We start from the raw sequence: 16,101 nt of genomic DNA on the forward strand, positions 1-16,101 counted from the left end.
TCACGCTCCCTTGGGATGTTCGTTTGGGGGAAGGGCGTCCGGCGCACGCAAGGGCAGGCCAAGAGCCCAGAAATCCTGGCCCCACCAATGGTTGGGATGAAATCCCTCCTGGTGGAAGCCGAGTCGCTCATAAAACCGCACTGCCTGGGCAGTGGGGGCCGTGAGTTTGATTTTGTGCGCGCCCAGCTCGCGAAATCGTGCGCAGGCCGCGTGAAACAGCGCCGACCCGACACCTTGGCCCTGTGCCTCCGGGGTGACCAGCAACCACATGATGGTGCCCACGCCGCCTTCTGGCGGCAGCCCAAGCAGCAGGCCAAGGAGCATGCCGGGCAGCAGGCCGCAGGACTGGTCCGCCTGCATGGCCGTGAGCACCACGGAGCGCCCCTGCTCCAGCCGGGCGGCCAGGGCCTCCGGGGAAAACATGGCCCGATACGCCAGCATGGCGGCTTCAGGGAACTGAAAACTCGCCGCGCAGACGCCATCCAGCAACGCCAGCATGGCGGGGCCGTCTTCCGGTCGCGCAGGGGCAATGATCATGGCGCGCTCCTGCTGGCCGTGCATGGCGTCTTGTATACGTATACCGTGTATTCATAGAGCCCGTAATCCATGCGGATGGCCACATGGCGGCTCAACTGCCGGACCAGGAACGCGGCGCAATTGTCCAGCGGCCAGTGAAACAGATCGTCCCGCTTCCAGTCGACATGATGGTTCATGACATTGAAGGCCATGCCAATCCGGCATCCTTTGAACGCGGCTGCAAGAAACCGGTGGGCAAACTCTTCCATGGCTTCCTGGGAGAGCGAGAGTTTTTCCGTCAGCACACCGTTCATGACGATGTAGTCGGCGCAGTGCTCTTCCAAAGGTGTTTGCAGAATGTCCTGCACGCGGAAACTGGCTTCAGGATGCCTTGCCGCGGCCTGGTGAATCATGGCTTCTGAAATGTCCATGCCGGTGTACTGCAGTGCGCGGTATCGGGGGCTGGCCTGGACATGATCGCGCAACAGGCCGACCCCGCACCCCAGATCCAGCAGCGAGGCCTGTTCATCCCCCGCCCGCACCACGCCGAGCATGACCTCGAAGCGGGTCTGCAGGTCCTGGGCGTTGGGCCAGTCCACCCCGCGGTGGTTGGGGCCGTGCTCTGCGAGGCGTTGCTCGTAATGCCGCTGGATAATGTGGTATTCAGGCTGTGTCATGGCTTGTCAGTCCGTGCTGGAAGGTGATGTCGCTCTGTTGCGTTGCCTCCAATACGGTGGGAAGTAGCCGCTCGGATCGGGATCAACGTGATATTTTTGACACACCGCCGCATACTGCTCCGGGATAAGGATCTGCTTGAGCACGTGAGGGAAGACGGCCTGGCCGCCGAAGCGGCGCTTGAAGGCGTCGAGCCCGTCGTTCACGGCAGCACCGCCACCAAGATTCAGCCACCGGGCGCCGTCTGTGCGCAGGCGGAGGATGCCTTCCCAGATGAGCAGGCGGGTGGCATGCCGGCCGGCTGTCGAAGATGCGCTCAGAAAGTACTCTCCCCAGCTTCCTTGTCCGTTCGCCCCGGAGCGCAGGAACAAGGCCACGGCCTCCACCTGCCCCTGCACCTCCGCACCCAGCAGAAGCGCCCCGGGAAGCGAGGCAAAGCGGCGCAGGGTCTCTGCTGAAAAATGATAGACCGCCGCCGCGCCGACAGCCTGCATGGTGTTGGGGTAGTGTTTCAACAATGCATCCAGTACCGCTGGTGTATCAGACGCCGACTGCACTTTTGTGTCTCGTGCCAGACGGCGGATTTCGTAGCGATGTATCTTGTCCAGGCTGGACCACAGGGCGTCTTCTTCCAATGAAAGATCCGTCACGTACACACACAACGGCGAGAGAACAGTCTCTTCGCGCCAGAGTCCCTGTGCAAACTCTGCCGCGGGGTGCTGCATAATGTATGCGGTGCAGATACCCTGCCTCTGGAAAAAATCGACCCACTGCCGTTGCAGCGCCGGGGCCTGGCCAGGGGCGAAGGTGGAGAAGAATCCCCCGAACCCATATGGCGAGTAGACGTCCTCGGGGGCAGCAGAATCCACGCGCCGCAGGCTGAGAGGGCATACGAGGCGGGCGTCTTGTGCCTCTGCAGCATACAGCAAGGGAGCAGTTCCGGAAGAGTGGTGCAGTGCATCACAATACGCCCTGGTGTGCGGCACGGGGCAATCGAGCCCTGCGAGGGCCGCATCCCAGGCGGCGGCCTCAGTCAGGGGGATCATGCGCTGATGCAACATATCATCCATGCGACGCCTCAAGAGAGAATGTAGCAGCCATCCTCAGCCAGAATCCGGGCGCGATGCTCGATATCTGCCTGGGCCACCTTGCCCGGCAGCGTGGCGGAAAGGGCCTTGGGCCGATCCTCGTATCGGTTGATGGTCACTTCGGCAAAATCCAGAGCGCTGGCTGCACGACGGGAGGCTTCAAAATCCTCGGGCGTCTCGCCAGGAAAGCCGATGAGCAGGCTGGTGCGCAAGGCAATGGCGGGTGCCTGGGTCCGAATGGTGCCCAGCACTGCCAGAGCGTCCTTGATGGCGTATTTGCGGTGCATGGCGTGCAGCACGCTATCCGAACCAGACTGCAAAGGCACGAACAGTTCGCGAATGTGCTGCTGGTATTTGGTCAGCACGGGCAGGATTTCCTCACGATCTTCCACCAGCCATTGCGGGCTGCAATCAATAATGATGAGCTGGAAGTCGCCTTCATGCTCGCAGAGCGCCGTCAGCAGGCTGGCGAGGGAGCTGCCCGAATCCCTGCCATAGCAGCCCGTATCCTCGGCAATGAGCTGAAATACCTTGTAGCCCTTGCGCAGGCCTCGGCGGAAGTCGGAAACGATATCATCCAGGGGCCGGCTCCGCAGGGTGCCGGTGGCGTACTTGGTGGCGCAGAACGAGCAATTGCTCAGGCAGCCATCGGCAATCTTCACATTGTAGTAGGGCTGGAATTTCTTTTTGGGCTTGCCCGTGAGCAAGGCCTTGGTCGACTCATAGACCTGCTTGCAGGCAATGGAGGCCTCCAGGAACCGGCCATCCATGAAAAATTTGTAGAACACCTTTTTGTACAGGGTCGACTGCCGGCAGAAACTGCGGGCAACAAGATAATTCACGATGTCCTTGTTGTCGGAGATGCTGTCCGGCAACTGCACCTGGGAGAAGGGCACTGTGGCGCCGATGAGCGCATCCAGCTTGTCCAGTTGTCCGGTGGGAATGAACAGGCATTCCCCCAGCGCCTCAATGGGGCCGGGATTGATCAGCGGCAGGCAGCCTGTAACGACCACGCGCGCGCCGGGCTTTTTACAGCGGCGCATGGCCTCCTGAATGCTGCGCAGGGAGTTCAGTTCATTGAGAGCAACCACACCGCAGGTGGCAACAACAATCAAATCCGCATCCTCTGGACGCCGAGAGCTTTGCCAGCCGTTCGCTTGCAGGTAGCGTTGAATGTGGATGACATCCAGGCCACGCCTGATACAGCCTGCGCTGAAGACATAAACAGTGCTCATCGCTCATCACCCTGCGGGATTGACAGTGTTGAAGACGCCAAGTCCAAAGCAAAAATCACGCCACCGCATCTTTCGTGTCTGGAGGCCTCTCAGTGCCATCAATCAGGACGTATGCTGCAAGCTGCGCGGCCAGTTCTCCCTGTGGCGTCTGCATCATGACGTCGAGAATGGAGAGCGCAGGCACAAACGTTGCGGCCGGCTGCGGGTAGGCAGGTAATGCCGGTTTGACAAACCGCAGTTCCATGCCTTCCCTGGCAAATACTTCCTCGTGGTACAGCTCGATGCCCCCGATGGGATTCAGGTATCGTGTGGTGCCAAGCGCCTTGGCGAGGGCAAGAATCTTCTCTGCTCCCTTGAGCCTGCGTGCGTCCTCGGCTGTCAGCATGTCCGAGGCGACGAGGAACCGCCGCTCCAATCCGAGATACCGTGCAGTCGCCAGGATTGATTTCTGGCACAACTGCGCCAGGGTCAATGTTTCCGAAGCCAGTACGTCGGCCACAAGTTCCATCACTTCCGCGTAGTTGGGTGCCTTGGCATAGGCATGTTTGAGCATGGTGAGGAACTTGGCGCGAAACTGCGGGAAACTCTCGCTCAGAAAACGCTCCTGTATCCAGGCTTCCCGGGGGGCGGCAGCCAGAGGCACCGTGAAGAGATGCGGTTTGCCCTGCACCAGGATCCGGTTGCGATTGACGAATCCACGGTCAATGTGCTGTACATTGTCCAGAAAGACAAAGGAGTCACAGGCGTGTATCAGGTTGAAATACCCAAGATACGGAAAAAAATAGGGCTGCATGATTGCAGTGCGCATTACATTCTCGCCTGTTCAATTACGTCACAGACACGATGCACATCATCCTGCCGCAAGTCAGTGTAAAATGGCAGGCACAATACTTTCTTTGCCACAGCATGTGCATTGGGCAGATTGGCGGGATCAGCCGAGGGCAGCCGCCGGTAGCAGGGCGCCTGGCTGACCAGCGGGTAGAAATAGCGCCGCGGGTAAATACACTCGCTCACCAGTTTGTCATGGAGCGCATCCCGGGTAATGCCAAACTCTTCCTCAATGAACACGGGGAAGTAGCAATAGTTCCGCTCGTAGTTGCTGCCATGCGCCAAAGGGCGCACGCCGGGAATGCGCTGTAGCCGTTCACGGTACTGTGCGTCCAGGACCTGGCGCATGGCAAAGTCCTGCTCCAGGCGATCTAATTGAAGCAGGCCAAAGGCTGCGCACACCTCATTCATCTTGCCGTTGATGCCCTGGCCGACAATGGTCACTTCATCTGCAATGCCGAAGTTCTTCAGATAGTCCACCCGGTTCTTCATTTTCCGTTCATGCATGACCAGCGCCCCGCCTTCAATGGTGTTGAAGACCTTGGTGGCGTGGAAACTCAGCATGGACATGTCGCCCCAGAATGTGTCACGGAGTTCACCCAGAGGCTTCACCCCGAATGCATGCGCCGCATCATAGAAGGTTTTCAGGCCATGCAGATCGGCAATGCGTTGTAAAGCGGCAGTGTTCGATGGCTTGCCATACACATGGCACGGCATGATTGCAGTGGTCTCTGGTGTGATCAGCGTTTCCACCTGTTCCGGATTAAGGCTGAGTGTCTCCAGGTCGATATCGCAAAAGACGGGGGTGCATCTGTTCCAGTAGATGGCGTGCACGGTTGCAGGAAAGGTGAAAGGAGTGGTGATCACTTCCCCTGTGATATGCAATGCCTGCAGGCCCGTTTGCAGTGCAATGGTACCATTGCAGAACAGGCTGATGAAGGGGACATTGAGATATTCGGCAAGGGCAGCCTCCAATCGGTCATGGAAGGGGCCCATATTGGTCAGGTACTTGCTTTTCCAGATGGCGCGCAGGCTTTCGACAAACAGATCGAAGTCCGGCAACGTCGGTTTTGTGACGGTCAATTTATCGTAGTATAGTGCCGACTTGTGCATACCTGCCCCCTTGCTGCGTACCTGGCTTCGCCGTGATGGGTGTCGTGCCCTGTGGCAAGCAAAAAATGCACCATGTCTGTGGCACGCGGGAAAGAGCAGAACGTTCACCCCCCCCAGCCAACCACCTTCCCCAAGGTTGGCATTTCCGGTTGGCTCCAACGAAAAAGGGGCCAGCCAATGCTATGGCTAACCCCTTGGAATTGTTGTGGTGCCCCCGACAGGAATCGAACCTGTGGCACCAGGATTAGGAATCCTGTGCTCTATCCGACTGAGCTACGGGGGCGGAAACGAACTTTTTTATGGTGACGCGGTCGGTTCGTCAAGCTCTTTGAGTGGCCGGGCAATGGCCTGGAAATACGTTTTGTGAAAGAGTGAACAACCTGCCATAACTGATGTCGCGATAGGGTAACTATTTCAGCAGTTACAGGAACATAAATCTTGCTGTTTGAGTTGCGCCAACGCTTTGCCGGTGGTATGGGGATGGGCTGCCTTTTCCCCCAGGATGCCCTTGGGGAACGCGGCTTGATTTCACTGTGCAAGGAGTGTTGGAATGCGTATCCGCAGTGTGGGTTCCGCCCTGGCCATCGCGGCAATTCTGGTGACCGCCCTGGCCGTGTTCGGCATTGTCATGTATGTCACAACCTCCACGTATCATCTGGTGCTGGAAAAAGAGCGCCAGGCCCTGAATCAAAGCGCCAAGGCCGCCGCCAGTTCGCTGGGGCTGTACGCGCGCACGGCGGCTTCCCTCATCCGCTCCATTGCTGGTGAGGATTCCATTGCACGCGCCCTGCAAGGCTCGCCAGAGGCGGCCCAGGCCAGGCTGGCTGCGGTACTCAAAGCCAATCCGGACCTCTGGTCCCTCATCGTTCTGGATGACAAAGGCCTCATCTGCGCCGGCATCAATGCCGAGGGCGGCAGTCTTATCGGGCAGAGCCGCAGTGACCGCGACTACTTCAAGGCGATTATGGCCGGCCAGAACGAGTACATGGGCAAGAACATTCTCACCGCCAAGTCTGGCGGTGCCAATATGTTCATTTATCTTGCGGTCACCGCCATTCGCGATGCGAACAACCGTATTATTGGCGCGGTGGGTGTGTTTCCCCGCTGGGAGCGCTTTACGGATCAGTTCATCGATCCCCTCACCTTTGGCCATCGTGGTTACGCCTTTGCCCTGGATTCGACCGGGCATCTGGTCGCGCACGGTGCGGATAAGAGCCTGATGCTCAAGGATGTCTCCGGCGAGGTCTTTGCCAGGCGCGCCCTGGCCGAGAAAAACGGCGAGTTTGAATACACGTGGGATGGCGAGCTCAAGCACCTGAGTTTTGTCACGGATCCGGAGTCCGGCTTTGTCGTTTGCACGGGGGCGTACGTCTCTGAATTGACGGCATCGGCGGCAGAGCAGCGGAACATGCTCCTCCTGATTGGTGTGTTGTCGGTGCTGGTGCTTGGTGGGGGACTGACACTCCTGATGCGGAGATTCGTGGCCGTGCCGATCCAGGCGATTGAGCGTTTCACCAGCGCAGTGGCCAATGGCAAGTACACTGCCGTGCTGGAGGGCCGCTTCCGCTTTGAGCTGGCAGGGTTGGCGGCCGACATTCAGCGCATGGTTGAAGAATTGAAAAAACGCCTGAGTTTCGCCCAGGGGGTGCTGCAGGGCTTTGTGTTGCCCTGTGCCGTGCTCGATGCCAATAATCGCACCACCTTTGTGAACACCCACATGCTCAAGGCTCTGGAAAAACCAGGCACACCGGATGATTACCTCGGGCAAACCTCGGGGCAGCTGATCTGGGGTGATCCCTCGCGCGAGACGTTGTCCGAACGGGCCCTGCGCGAAGGCCGCATGCTGCAGACAGAAGCGGAATATCCCACCAGCCAGGGCACAAAAGTGTTTGACGTCACCTCCACCCCCATTCTGGATCTCGATGGCAAGGTCATGGGCACCCTGGCTGTGTGGTTCGAGCTCACGGAGATTCGCCGGCAGCAGGAGGCCATTCGCGTCCAGCATGAGCGCATGGCGCAGGCTGCCGCGGCGGCAAATGCAGTATCCGATCAGGTTGCCTCGGCCTCGGAGGAACTGGCCGCGCAGATTGAGCAGTCCAGTCGAGGGGCGGAGGAGCAGCGCAACCGCGTGAGCGAGACGGCAACTGCCATGGAACAGATGAACGCGGCCTCCATGGAAGTGGCCAGAAGCGCCTCCGCTGCGGTGGAGCTGGCCCGGCAGGCCAAAACCAGGGCCGGGGAGGGCGCGGAGACTGTGCGCAAGGTGGTGGATACCATCAATGCGGTCCAGCATCAGGCCGAAGGACTCAAATCCGACATGACTGACCTTGGCCGCCAGGCTCAGGACATCGGCCAGATTCTGAATGTCATTGCCGATATTGCGGACCAGACCAACCTGCTGGCCCTGAACGCGGCCATCGAGGCCGCACGCGCGGGCGATGCCGGCCGCGGCTTTGCCGTGGTGGCCGACGAGGTGCGCAAGCTGGCCGAAAAAACCATGGCCGCCACCAACGAGGTGGGCCGGCACATCAAGGCCGTGCAGGAAAGCGCCCGCAAGAACATTCAGGGCACCGAAGCCACGGTGGAGGCGATTGTGCGCAGCACCCAGCTGGCCGGCGCCTCTGGCGCGGCCCTGGGCGAGATTGTCGGCTTTGTGGATCGGACCGAGGGGCAGGTCCAGGGCATTGCCGCGGCCAGCGAGGAGCAGTCCGCCGCCAGCGAGGAAGTGAACCGCAATACCGAGCAAATCAACCGTATTGCCGGCGAAACCGCCTCCGCCATGCAGCAATCCGGCGAGGCCACCGCGGAACTGGCGCGTCTGGCTGCGAACCTCAAGGGCATTATCTCGGACATGAATGCTGGGAAGTGACGGCAGCAACCACAGGGCCGCCGGAATCTGCGTATTGCAGTGGGCGGCCCTTGCTGCATTGGGCGAGCACAGTCTCCCGTTATTCCAAAGGCAACTCACTGGCCTCGGGGGTGCTGGGCCAGCAGCCGGCCGAGCAGGCGGGTCAGGGCCTTGAACTCCACCGGCTTGGGCAGGTAGCTGTTCATCCCGGCCGCCAGAAAGCGGTCGCGGTCCTCGGGCATGGCGTAGGCAGTCAGGGCCACGATGGGAATGTGGCGAACCGTTTCGCCCGCCTGCCCGTCGCGAATGGCGAGCGTCGCCTCCAGCCCGTCCATGACGGGCATCTGAATATCCATGAGCACCAAGTCGAACCCCTCGCGCTGCAGGGCTTCCAGGGCGGCCTGCCCGTGCTCCGCTTCCACGACCTCCAGACCGCTCTGCTTCAGGAAATGGTGCAACGCCAGGCGGTTCACCTGCTCGTCCTCCACAATGAGCACGCGGGCTGGTGGCAGGGGGGTGCTCTCCGGGAACAGGGGTTCCCGGGGGCCTGTCCTGGCCGTATCCTGTGCGGCGGGCAAGGGCAGAGACACGTAACACGCGGTGCCCTGGCCCGGAGCGCTGTCCAGACACAGGGAACCGCCCATGAGCGCGGTCAACTGTCGGACGATGGGCAGCCCCAGCCCCACGCCCTGGGTGCGGCGAAGCCGACGCGCCTGCTGTGCCTCGCCCTGGAAGAAGGGATCGAAGATGCGGGGCAGAATGTCGCTGGCAATGCCGCTGCCTGTGTCCCTGACAATAAACAGCAGGGCAGGGCGCGTCAGGTGCGGGCCGCTCAGGGGCTGGATTTCAAGGGTGACCGTGCCGATGCTGGTGAATTTCAGGGCATTGCCCACCAGATTGAGCAGGATTTGGCGCAGGCGCTGGGCATCTCCAACCAGCATGGCGGGCGTGTCTGGCGCACAGCGGATCCGCAAGGCGATGCCTCGCTCCCTGGCAGCCATGCCAAACAGCAATTCCACGGACTCCACCACCTCGGCCAGACGGAACGGTGCGCTCGAAATGCGCAACCTGCCGGACTCCACGGCGGAAAGGTCGAGAATATCTGAAAGCAGGCTGGTCAGCCGGATGGTGGAATTCAGGGCTGCCTGGGTCAGTTCCCGCTGGTCAGGCGGTTGAAGGCCCTGGAGTAGCAGCTGGAGCATGCCCATGACGCCGTTGAGCGGAGTACGGATCTCGTGGCTCATGTTGGCCAGGAATTCACTCTTGACCCGGTTGGCGGCCTCGGCGGCGCGGGTGAGCCGGCGCAACTCTTCCAGAATCCGCGTTCTGGCCGTCACATCCTGCAGCACTCCCCGCAGCAGGGTGGGAGTCCCGTCCTCATCCGGTTCCAGCCGGGCGAGGAGCCGCAGGCTTTGCCGCGCCTCTTCGGGGCGATCGACGTCTGCCCGCGGCTGCAGCTGCAGGTCGCGGTCAACCATTGTTCCGGGCGCTGCCGTCTGCAGGGCGGCCAGGGCCTGCTGCAGTTCCGCGCGTTCCTGGTCGCTGGCAAGGCGATTGAGCAGGTGATCAAGGGAAAGGGACTCCGAAGCCGGGGGCTCCTGCATGGTGCTGGGCAGGCCCAGGATGCGCAGGGCCTCGGCCGACCAGGTTGTCTTTCCTGTGCTCAGGTCGTGCGCAAAGTGCCCCAGATGCGCGAGGCGCTGGGCTTCCAGCAACTGAGCCTGGCTTTGTTGCAGGGCGGCTTCGGCGCGCTTGAGATCGGTGATATCAAAGGCAAAGCCGTTCCATTGGATGGAGCCATCCTCCTGCCGGATGGGGATGGATTCCGTCTTGAGCCAGCGGGTCTGGCCATCGGGCCGGATGAAGCGATGGGTGTTGGAGTATGGCGTCAACGCGGCGGCAGAGGCCAGGGTATCGGCCATGACCCGGCTGGCGTCTTCGGGGTGGACGCTGTTGAAGAGCACAGAGGCATCGCGCAGCACATCGGCAGGGTGCAGCCCCTGAATCTCGCGGACCCGGTCGCTGACGTACCCGAAGCTGAGGTGCCCCTCCGGGCTGAGCCGGAGCTGGTACAGCATGCCGGGCACGGTATCGGCAATATGGCGCAGCTGCTGCTGGCTTTTGCGCAAGGCTGCCTCTGCCTGCACCCGCTCTGTGATGTCGATGATGCAGGAATACAGGACGGATTCTCCCTGGAGCATCAGGGGGCCGCTGTACACCTCCACATCCCGGACCTCCCCGGAGGCCAGGCAATGACGAAACTGAAAATGACGCTTGCCCCGGCACTGGGCGGCGGCCATTTCGCGCTGGATGGTCTCCAGCGGCGCGGTATTGATCTCGGTGATGCGCTTGCGTTGCATCTCGGCCTTGGACCAGCCGTAAAATGCGCAGGCCGCCTTGTTCACGTCAATGATGGCGCCGGATTCAGGATCAATCAGCGCCATGACCACGGCATTGTCCTCGAACAGGGCCCGGTAATGCATCTCCCGTTCCGCCAGGGCCAGCTCGGCAAGCTTGCGACTGGTCACGTCCATGGAGAAGCCGTCGATGAGGAACGTGCCGTCGGGCTGGCGGTCGCGGATGCGCGCGTTCATGGCAATCCAGATCCGCTTGCCGTCAAGGCGCCGGGCTTCGTATTCGAAGTTGCTCACCCCACCGTGGCAGAGCAACTGGTCAATGAATTCCTGCCGGCGTTCGGGGCTGACATACAATTTCCTGGAAAGGGTCTGGAATTCGCGGACGGCCTCCTCGGGACTGGCCGCGCCAACAATGCGGGCCATCTCCGGGTTCACGTGCAGGGCGTGGCCTGCGGAGTCCGTCAAAAAGATGCCCACCGGCGCCTTTTCGAACAGTTCCCGGTACTGGGATTCGCTCAGGTGCAGGGCGTCCTGCGTGCGAAGCAGATTCTGATACAGCTGCATCAGGGCTGCGTCGTTGGAACGAATGGTGGAAAACTGCTCGGCCGCAGGGAGGCTTGGCTCCTCGAATGTGGGTTGCGCAATGGGCTGTGATGCGGGCTGCAGCTGGGGCATGCTGCGCAGGCAGAGCAGGGCGGCCGGCCGGCCCTGCCAGTCCAGGCCAGAGGCCGTGGCTTCCAGCCATTCGTGCGTCGCGGCCTCCCGAAACAGCAGGCGCGGGGACTCAGCCGTGCACGCGGTGTTGCAGAACTCCAGCACCAGCGGCAACTCTTCGTGGTGGATGCATTCGCTCAGGGGCGGCTGGGCCTCGGGATCGTCCGCAAGGTGCAGGAGCCGGCGCAGGGCCGGATTGCCATGGACGATGCGGCCATCCTGCACCACGGCCATGCCATCGGGGGCATGCGCCAGCAACAGCGCCGCAACCGAGGCAGAGGCCTGGGCTGTGCCCATTTCATATCCCGACTGGCGGCCTGACGTGTCATCAGAATCTTGCATGCAGGCGGTCCCCTATTTATTCATAGCCCCACACCGCCCGGAGCTCAAGGGGGAAAGCCCGGGAGCCAGGACTCCGGGCAAGACTTCCGGCCCGGCGGCGGGTGTGGTATGCGGCGGTTTCTGGCCGCAGGGCGTGTGCCATGGCCGCAACGCAAAGAAGGAGCGCATGGAGCATTCGCAGTACCAGGAGCCAGCCGTCATCATTCTTGCCGCGGGCAAGGGCGAGCGCATGGGGGGCTGCAAGGCCCTGACCCGCCTGGGGGGGCAGACCTTTCTGGAGCGCATCGTCGCAGTCCATCGGCAGGTGGCGGCGGAGGCCAGGATTATTGTGGTGACCGGCGCAGAGGCGCAGGCCGTGATCGCCCATGCAGCGTCCCTCGGACTGGAGACGGTGCACAACCCCCGCTTTGAGGCAGGAATGCTGACCTCGGTGCAGGCCGGCCTGGCCGCGGTGGACGGTGTCGCGCCTGCCGTGCTGCTGCACCCGGTGGATATCCCCTGCGTCCGGCCAGCCACCATCCGCCACATGCGCCGGGCCTGGGCCGCGCAGCCCGATCCGGCCCGCATCCTCCTGCCCGTGCTGGGCGAGGACGCTGGCAAGAGCGGGCATCCGCCGGTGATCGGTGCGGCGCACTGGGCCGGCATTGCGGCCTGGGCCGGCCCTGGCGGTCTGGCCGGCTATTTTGCCGCCCTCCCGGGGGCCGGGCCAGCTGGCGTCCGGTCTGTGCCTGTCAGCGTGCCCGTCGCGGACGAGGCCATGCTCATGGATGCGGACACCCCGGCCGATCTGGCGTTCCTGGAAGCCTGGCTGCCACGGATGGGCCAGCCGACCCCTGCCGAGGCCGAGGCGCTGCTGCAGCTCTATCAGACCAATCCCGACGTGATTGCCCACTGCCGGGCCGTGGCCCTGGCCGCCCGACGGCTGGCGGCTGCCTGCGGCCTGCAGGAGCAGGACACGGCCTGGGCGGCCGGCCTGTTGCATGACATTGCCAAACTGCAGCCCAAACACGCCCGGGCCGGGGCGGAGCTGGTGCGCGAGGCCGGCTTTGGCGCCCTGGAGGAGGCCATTGCCCTGCACCCCGGCGTACCGCCCGAAGACGCGTCCCTGCTGACCCAGCTGGTGGCCCTGGCGGACAAATACGCCTCTGGCGACGAGTTTGTGGATCTGGAGACTCGCTTCGGCCGCAAGGCCCGGCGTTTCAAGGAAAATCCCGAAGCATTGCAGACCATCGCCCGCCGGCTGGCCTCCTCCTGCCAGCTGGAGCGGCGCATGGCCGCGCACATTGGCCGACCGCCGCTGGAGGTGGTTCGAGGTGCCCTTGAATCCGCCAGGTGAAATACGCGTCGCCCTGCTGCGGCACGGCGAGGTGGTCCGCCCTTCTGCCTGGCTCGGGGCCGGGCGCCATTATGTCGGCCAGCTCGACCTGCCCCTGAGCGAGCGCGGGCAGGCCCAGGCCCGGGCCTGGGCGGCGCGGCTCAAGGATGATCCGCCAGCCGTGATCCACGCCAGTGACCTCTCCCGCACCGCCGAAACCGCCGCGCTGCTGGCGGCCGTCTGGCGGGTGCCCGTCCATCTGGATGCCGCGTGGCGGGAAATCGAACTGGGCGACTGGGACGGCCTGGCCATGGACGCCGTGCAGACCGGACAGCCCGACCTGCACGCAGCCCGCGGTGCGAACCCGGCCGGAGTGCGGCCGCCCGGGGGCGAACATTTTGGCGATCTGGCCCGGCGGGTCTGGCCGGCCTGTCTGGCCCTGGAGGCGGCCGTGCCACCCGGCCGCTGGGGCCTGGCCGTGACCCACGCCGGCGTCATCCGGACCCTGCGGCTGCTGGTGCAGGGCCGTCCCCTTGCCGGGGTGTTCGGCGAGCCCGTGCCCCTCTCCAGCCTGCACCGACTGCTGTGTAACGCGGGAGGGAGAGAGAAGGGAACAGGCACGGCGGACATGGAGCCCTGCCCCCTGGAGGAATGACCCGGAGCCGCGTGCGGGAAATTATGGCAACTGATTGACCATTGCCCCTTGACCCCGTCGTCGGGCCGCCCCATACTTTTCTGAAATTCCACCACACTTCAGCCAGAGCAGGGGACATCGCATGCGCGTCTATCAGGCCGGACCGCTCTTTACCGAGGCCGAGCGCCTCTGGCATCGGCACTTAAAGGCCGCCCTGGAGGCGGCGGGACTGAAAGTCGTCTGGCCCGGCGAGCTGTTTGATGAAAAAGAGCTGGCAGACATGGGACACCAGGCCAAGCAGCACATTTTTGAGGCCTGCCGGGATCACCTGGAGCAGAGCGACGTGGTGGTGGCCCTGCTGGACGGCACCCAGGTGGACGACGGCACGGCCTGGGAGATCGGCTACGCCTATGCCAGGGGCATTCCAGTGCATGGCATCCGCACCGATTTCCGCAATGCCGGCGATACGGCCCATTCCCTGGTCAACTGCATGATCGAATGCGCCTGCGTCACCGTGGAGCCAAGCGTCTCGGCCCTCGTGGCCCGCCTTGCCCCGGCGCAGGGCGCGTGACCTCTTCCGGAGCATCGCATGTACACCATCCATCCCCTCGTCATGGGGTCCAAGCGGTTTGACAAATCCATGATGACCTACCAGCACGACGCCGGCACGCCGTACGTCATCCCCATCTATACCTGGCTGCTCAAGGGCGGCGACAAGGTGGTACTGGTGGACACCGGCGAATCCCACCCGCTGATCAGCCCGGACCGCGAGGCCGCCCTGGGCGGCAAGATCCATACCTTCGAGGAAGGCCTGGCCCTGCACGGCCTGACCCCCGAAGCCGTGGACGTGATCATCCATACCCACCTGCACAATGACCATTGCGAGAACGACGCCAAATGCGTCAATGCCGCCATCTACGTGCACCCCAGGGAGCTGGAGCACGTGCACAATCCGCATCCCCTGGATTTCCGCTATCTTGAAGATTACATCGAAGAGGTGGAAGAGCGGGGGCAGCTGCGTCTGGTGGAGGCCGACGGCGAGATCCTTCCCGGCATCCGCGTCATGCACACCCCGGCCCACACCGAAGGCGGGCTGACCGTCTTCGTGGACACGGCCAAGGGCGTGGCGGCCATCACCGGCTTTTGCACCATCCTGGAGAACTTCAATCCTCCTGCGGCGGTGCGGGCCATGGAAATGGAAGTCATCCCTCCCGGTACCTGCGTGAACAGCTACGAGGCCTACGACATCCTGCTCAAAGTCCGCGACGCCGCAGACATCCTGCTGCCCCTGCACGAACCGAAATTCGCCAGTGGGGCACAGATCGGGTAGGGCTGGACGATTGCCCGGGACGCCGGGAAACTGCGATGGGGGCCTGTCCCGAAGCTATGCTTCCATGGAGGCTGTCCAGGTGTTGATCTGCAGCAGGTCCGGCATGTGCAGACTGCAGGCCAGGGTCTGGCCGACCTCGCAGTGCCGGGCGGGGAGACGGAACAGCCGGCGGCCCCAGCTGGTGGGACGGCTCAAGGGTGAGGTGTCGAACGCAATGTCCTCATCAAGCAGGGCCCGGAAATGGAAGCACAGGCCGTCCACCCGGCCGGACCGCGTCACGGTCCTGGTGGCGGCCAGGGTGTGCGGAATTTCCGATTCACTGTGCATCGTGTTGAGATCAAAAGTGAAGATTGGTTCAGGCGTGCACGCGAATGCCTCCACCGCGTCGGCGTCCAGCCAGCGGTATGGGTAGCTGCGACGTTTGAGGGGCGTCAGGAACTCGCTTTCCCTGAGGAAGGACACCTCCAGGCCCTCCACGTCCAGTTCCCACAGGAACGGCACCCTGTGGGCTTCCTTGAGGCAGACCGGCTCCAGAAACACCTCGAACCGGGCCGGCAGGATGCGCCCCGTGGGTTTGAGCAGGCGCGCCTTGAGATCCAGCAGGTTGGCCACCATGTTCTCATTGAATAGCAGGTCGCCCATCTGCTCGTGCAGGATCAGATCTGCCTGTCCCTCCTCGGGCGTCAGCGTGGCTTTGGTGCTGTGGGCCAGGACAAAGCGAATGCGTTCGCTCCCGGAATCTGTATTGCGGGCGGCAAGTTCCCGGGCCAGGTGGATGATGCTGGAATGTTCGATGGCCACCACCACGCGGGGCTTGCGCCGTGCCGCCAGCAGCGCCAGCAGCCCCGTGCCGGTGCCCAGGTCCACCACCACGTCGCCGGGCTGGACATGGCGGGCGATGGCTTTGGCGTAGGACTGCACCCTGGAGACGTCGGCGAGCATTTTTTCGTGCTCGTACAGATTGGAAAATTCATCCACATTGCTGATGTTGTACAACAGCCGGCGGATCGGGCGGCTGGATTTGAGCCGGCGCACGGCATGCTGCAAGTGCTCAACCACGCGGTGTTGTACGGAACACTTCATGATTCCTCCGGCCTGCTGCATGG

The 16,101-nt window shown here is 62.8% G+C and carries 13 protein-coding genes and 1 tRNA gene; 5 read left to right on the top strand and 9 right to left on the bottom strand.

Annotation, left to right across the window (positions count from 1 at the left end; genetic code table 11):
• The 7 genes from ACYQ00_RS16810 to ACYQ00_RS16840 all read right to left on the bottom strand — a co-directional run bounded on the left by ACYQ00_RS16810 (position 1) and on the right by ACYQ00_RS16840 (position 5,738).
• Complete coding sequence (locus tag ACYQ00_RS16810) at positions 1-537, bottom strand: GNAT family N-acetyltransferase (RefSeq protein WP_460033242.1); 537 nt, start codon at positions 535-537, stop codon at positions 1-3.
• Positions 534-1,193 carry a methyltransferase domain-containing protein gene (locus ACYQ00_RS16815; RefSeq protein ID WP_460033243.1) on the bottom strand — a complete coding sequence of 220 codons (660 nt, stop codon included), beginning with the start codon at positions 1,191-1,193 and terminating at the stop codon, positions 534-536. Before ACYQ00_RS16815 ends, ACYQ00_RS16810 begins: the two co-directional genes overlap by 4 nt.
• A gap of 6 nt (positions 1,194-1,199) precedes the next feature.
• Positions 1,200-2,261: a GNAT family N-acetyltransferase gene (locus tag ACYQ00_RS16820; protein WP_460033244.1), complete on the bottom strand. Its 1,062-nt coding sequence runs from the start codon at positions 2,259-2,261 to the stop codon at positions 1,200-1,202.
• 8 nt (positions 2,262-2,269) lie between these two features.
• Positions 2,270-3,514 carry a radical SAM protein gene (locus ACYQ00_RS16825; protein WP_460033245.1) on the bottom strand — a complete coding sequence of 415 codons (1,245 nt, stop codon included), beginning with the start codon at positions 3,512-3,514 and terminating at the stop codon, positions 2,270-2,272.
• A 55-nt stretch (positions 3,515-3,569) separates the two neighbouring features.
• Positions 3,570-4,322 carry a WbqC family protein gene (locus ACYQ00_RS16830; RefSeq protein ID WP_460033246.1) on the bottom strand — a complete coding sequence of 251 codons (753 nt, stop codon included), beginning with the start codon at positions 4,320-4,322 and terminating at the stop codon, positions 3,570-3,572.
• Positions 4,322-5,455, bottom strand: coding sequence for a DegT/DnrJ/EryC1/StrS family aminotransferase (locus tag ACYQ00_RS16835; RefSeq protein ID WP_460033247.1), 1,134 nt, complete (start codon positions 5,453-5,455; stop codon positions 4,322-4,324). Before ACYQ00_RS16835 ends, ACYQ00_RS16830 begins: the two co-directional genes overlap by 1 nt.
• 206 nt (positions 5,456-5,661) lie before the next feature.
• Positions 5,662-5,738: transfer RNA gene (locus ACYQ00_RS16840), tRNA-Arg, on the bottom strand.
• 267 nt (positions 5,739-6,005) lie between these two features.
• On the opposite strand from ACYQ00_RS16840, the gene ACYQ00_RS16845 reads away from it, so the two are divergent.
• A complete protein-coding gene (locus ACYQ00_RS16845) occupies positions 6,006-8,324 on the top strand; it encodes a methyl-accepting chemotaxis protein (protein WP_460033248.1) in 2,319 nt (772 codons plus the stop codon).
• A gap of 95 nt (positions 8,325-8,419) precedes the next feature.
• Here ACYQ00_RS16845 and ACYQ00_RS16850 read toward each other — a convergent pair whose 3' ends face one another.
• Positions 8,420-11,716 (bottom strand): PAS domain S-box protein, encoded by a 3,297-nt coding sequence (locus tag ACYQ00_RS16850; RefSeq protein ID WP_460033249.1) that lies wholly within the window; start codon positions 11,714-11,716, stop codon positions 8,420-8,422.
• Between the two features lie 166 nt (positions 11,717-11,882).
• Between ACYQ00_RS16850 and ACYQ00_RS16855 the strand changes: the two genes are divergently transcribed.
• From ACYQ00_RS16855 to ACYQ00_RS16870, 4 genes are all read left to right on the top strand, one after another.
• Complete coding sequence (locus ACYQ00_RS16855; protein WP_460033250.1) at positions 11,883-13,052, top strand: NTP transferase domain-containing protein; 1,170 nt, start codon at positions 11,883-11,885, stop codon at positions 13,050-13,052.
• A complete protein-coding gene (locus ACYQ00_RS16860; protein ID WP_460033251.1) occupies positions 13,036-13,686 on the top strand; it encodes a histidine phosphatase family protein in 651 nt (216 codons plus the stop codon). Before ACYQ00_RS16855 ends, ACYQ00_RS16860 begins: the two co-directional genes overlap by 17 nt.
• A gap of 121 nt (positions 13,687-13,807) precedes the next feature.
• Positions 13,808-14,236, top strand: a complete 429-nt coding sequence (locus ACYQ00_RS16865) for a nucleoside 2-deoxyribosyltransferase (protein ID WP_460033252.1) — start codon at positions 13,808-13,810, stop codon at positions 14,234-14,236.
• Positions 14,237-14,254: 18 nt separating this feature from the next.
• Positions 14,255-14,995 carry an N-acyl homoserine lactonase family protein gene (locus ACYQ00_RS16870; RefSeq protein ID WP_460033253.1) on the top strand — a complete coding sequence of 247 codons (741 nt, stop codon included), beginning with the start codon at positions 14,255-14,257 and terminating at the stop codon, positions 14,993-14,995.
• 54 nt (positions 14,996-15,049) lie between these two features.
• On the opposite strand, the gene ACYQ00_RS16875 is transcribed toward ACYQ00_RS16870, so the two are convergent.
• Positions 15,050-16,078 carry a methyltransferase domain-containing protein gene (locus ACYQ00_RS16875; RefSeq protein ID WP_460033254.1) on the bottom strand — a complete coding sequence of 343 codons (1,029 nt, stop codon included), beginning with the start codon at positions 16,076-16,078 and terminating at the stop codon, positions 15,050-15,052.
• Positions 16,079-16,101: the final 23 nt, after the last annotated feature.

The sequence above is a fragment of the Megalodesulfovibrio paquesii genome (assembly GCF_054653055.1).

Bases quoted from the DNA above. Each gene is read 5' to 3' on its own strand.
- ACYQ00_RS16810 (WP_460033242.1), bottom strand. From the start codon at position 537: ATGATCATTGCCCCTGCGCGACCGGAAGACGGCCCCGCCATGCTGGCG.
- ACYQ00_RS16815 (WP_460033243.1), bottom strand. From the start codon at position 1,193: ATGACACAGCCTGAATACCACATTATCCAGCGGCATTACGAGCAACGC.
- ACYQ00_RS16820 (WP_460033244.1), bottom strand. From the start codon at position 2,261: ATGGATGATATGTTGCATCAGCGCATGATCCCCCTGACTGAGGCCGCC.
- ACYQ00_RS16825 (WP_460033245.1), bottom strand. From the start codon at position 3,514: ATGAGCACTGTTTATGTCTTCAGCGCAGGCTGTATCAGGCGTGGCCTG.
- ACYQ00_RS16830 (WP_460033246.1), bottom strand. From the start codon at position 4,322: ATGCGCACTGCAATCATGCAGCCCTATTTTTTTCCGTATCTTGGGTAT.
- ACYQ00_RS16835 (WP_460033247.1), bottom strand. From the start codon at position 5,455: ATGCACAAGTCGGCACTATACTACGATAAATTGACCGTCACAAAACCG.
- ACYQ00_RS16845 (WP_460033248.1), top strand. From the start codon at position 6,006: ATGCGTATCCGCAGTGTGGGTTCCGCCCTGGCCATCGCGGCAATTCTG.
- ACYQ00_RS16850 (WP_460033249.1), bottom strand. From the start codon at position 11,716: ATGCAAGATTCTGATGACACGTCAGGCCGCCAGTCGGGATATGAAATG.
- ACYQ00_RS16855 (WP_460033250.1), top strand. From the start codon at position 11,883: ATGGAGCATTCGCAGTACCAGGAGCCAGCCGTCATCATTCTTGCCGCG.
- ACYQ00_RS16865 (WP_460033252.1), top strand. From the start codon at position 13,808: ATGCGCGTCTATCAGGCCGGACCGCTCTTTACCGAGGCCGAGCGCCTC.
- ACYQ00_RS16870 (WP_460033253.1), top strand. From the start codon at position 14,255: ATGTACACCATCCATCCCCTCGTCATGGGGTCCAAGCGGTTTGACAAA.
- ACYQ00_RS16875 (WP_460033254.1), bottom strand. From the start codon at position 16,078: ATGAAGTGTTCCGTACAACACCGCGTGGTTGAGCACTTGCAGCATGCC.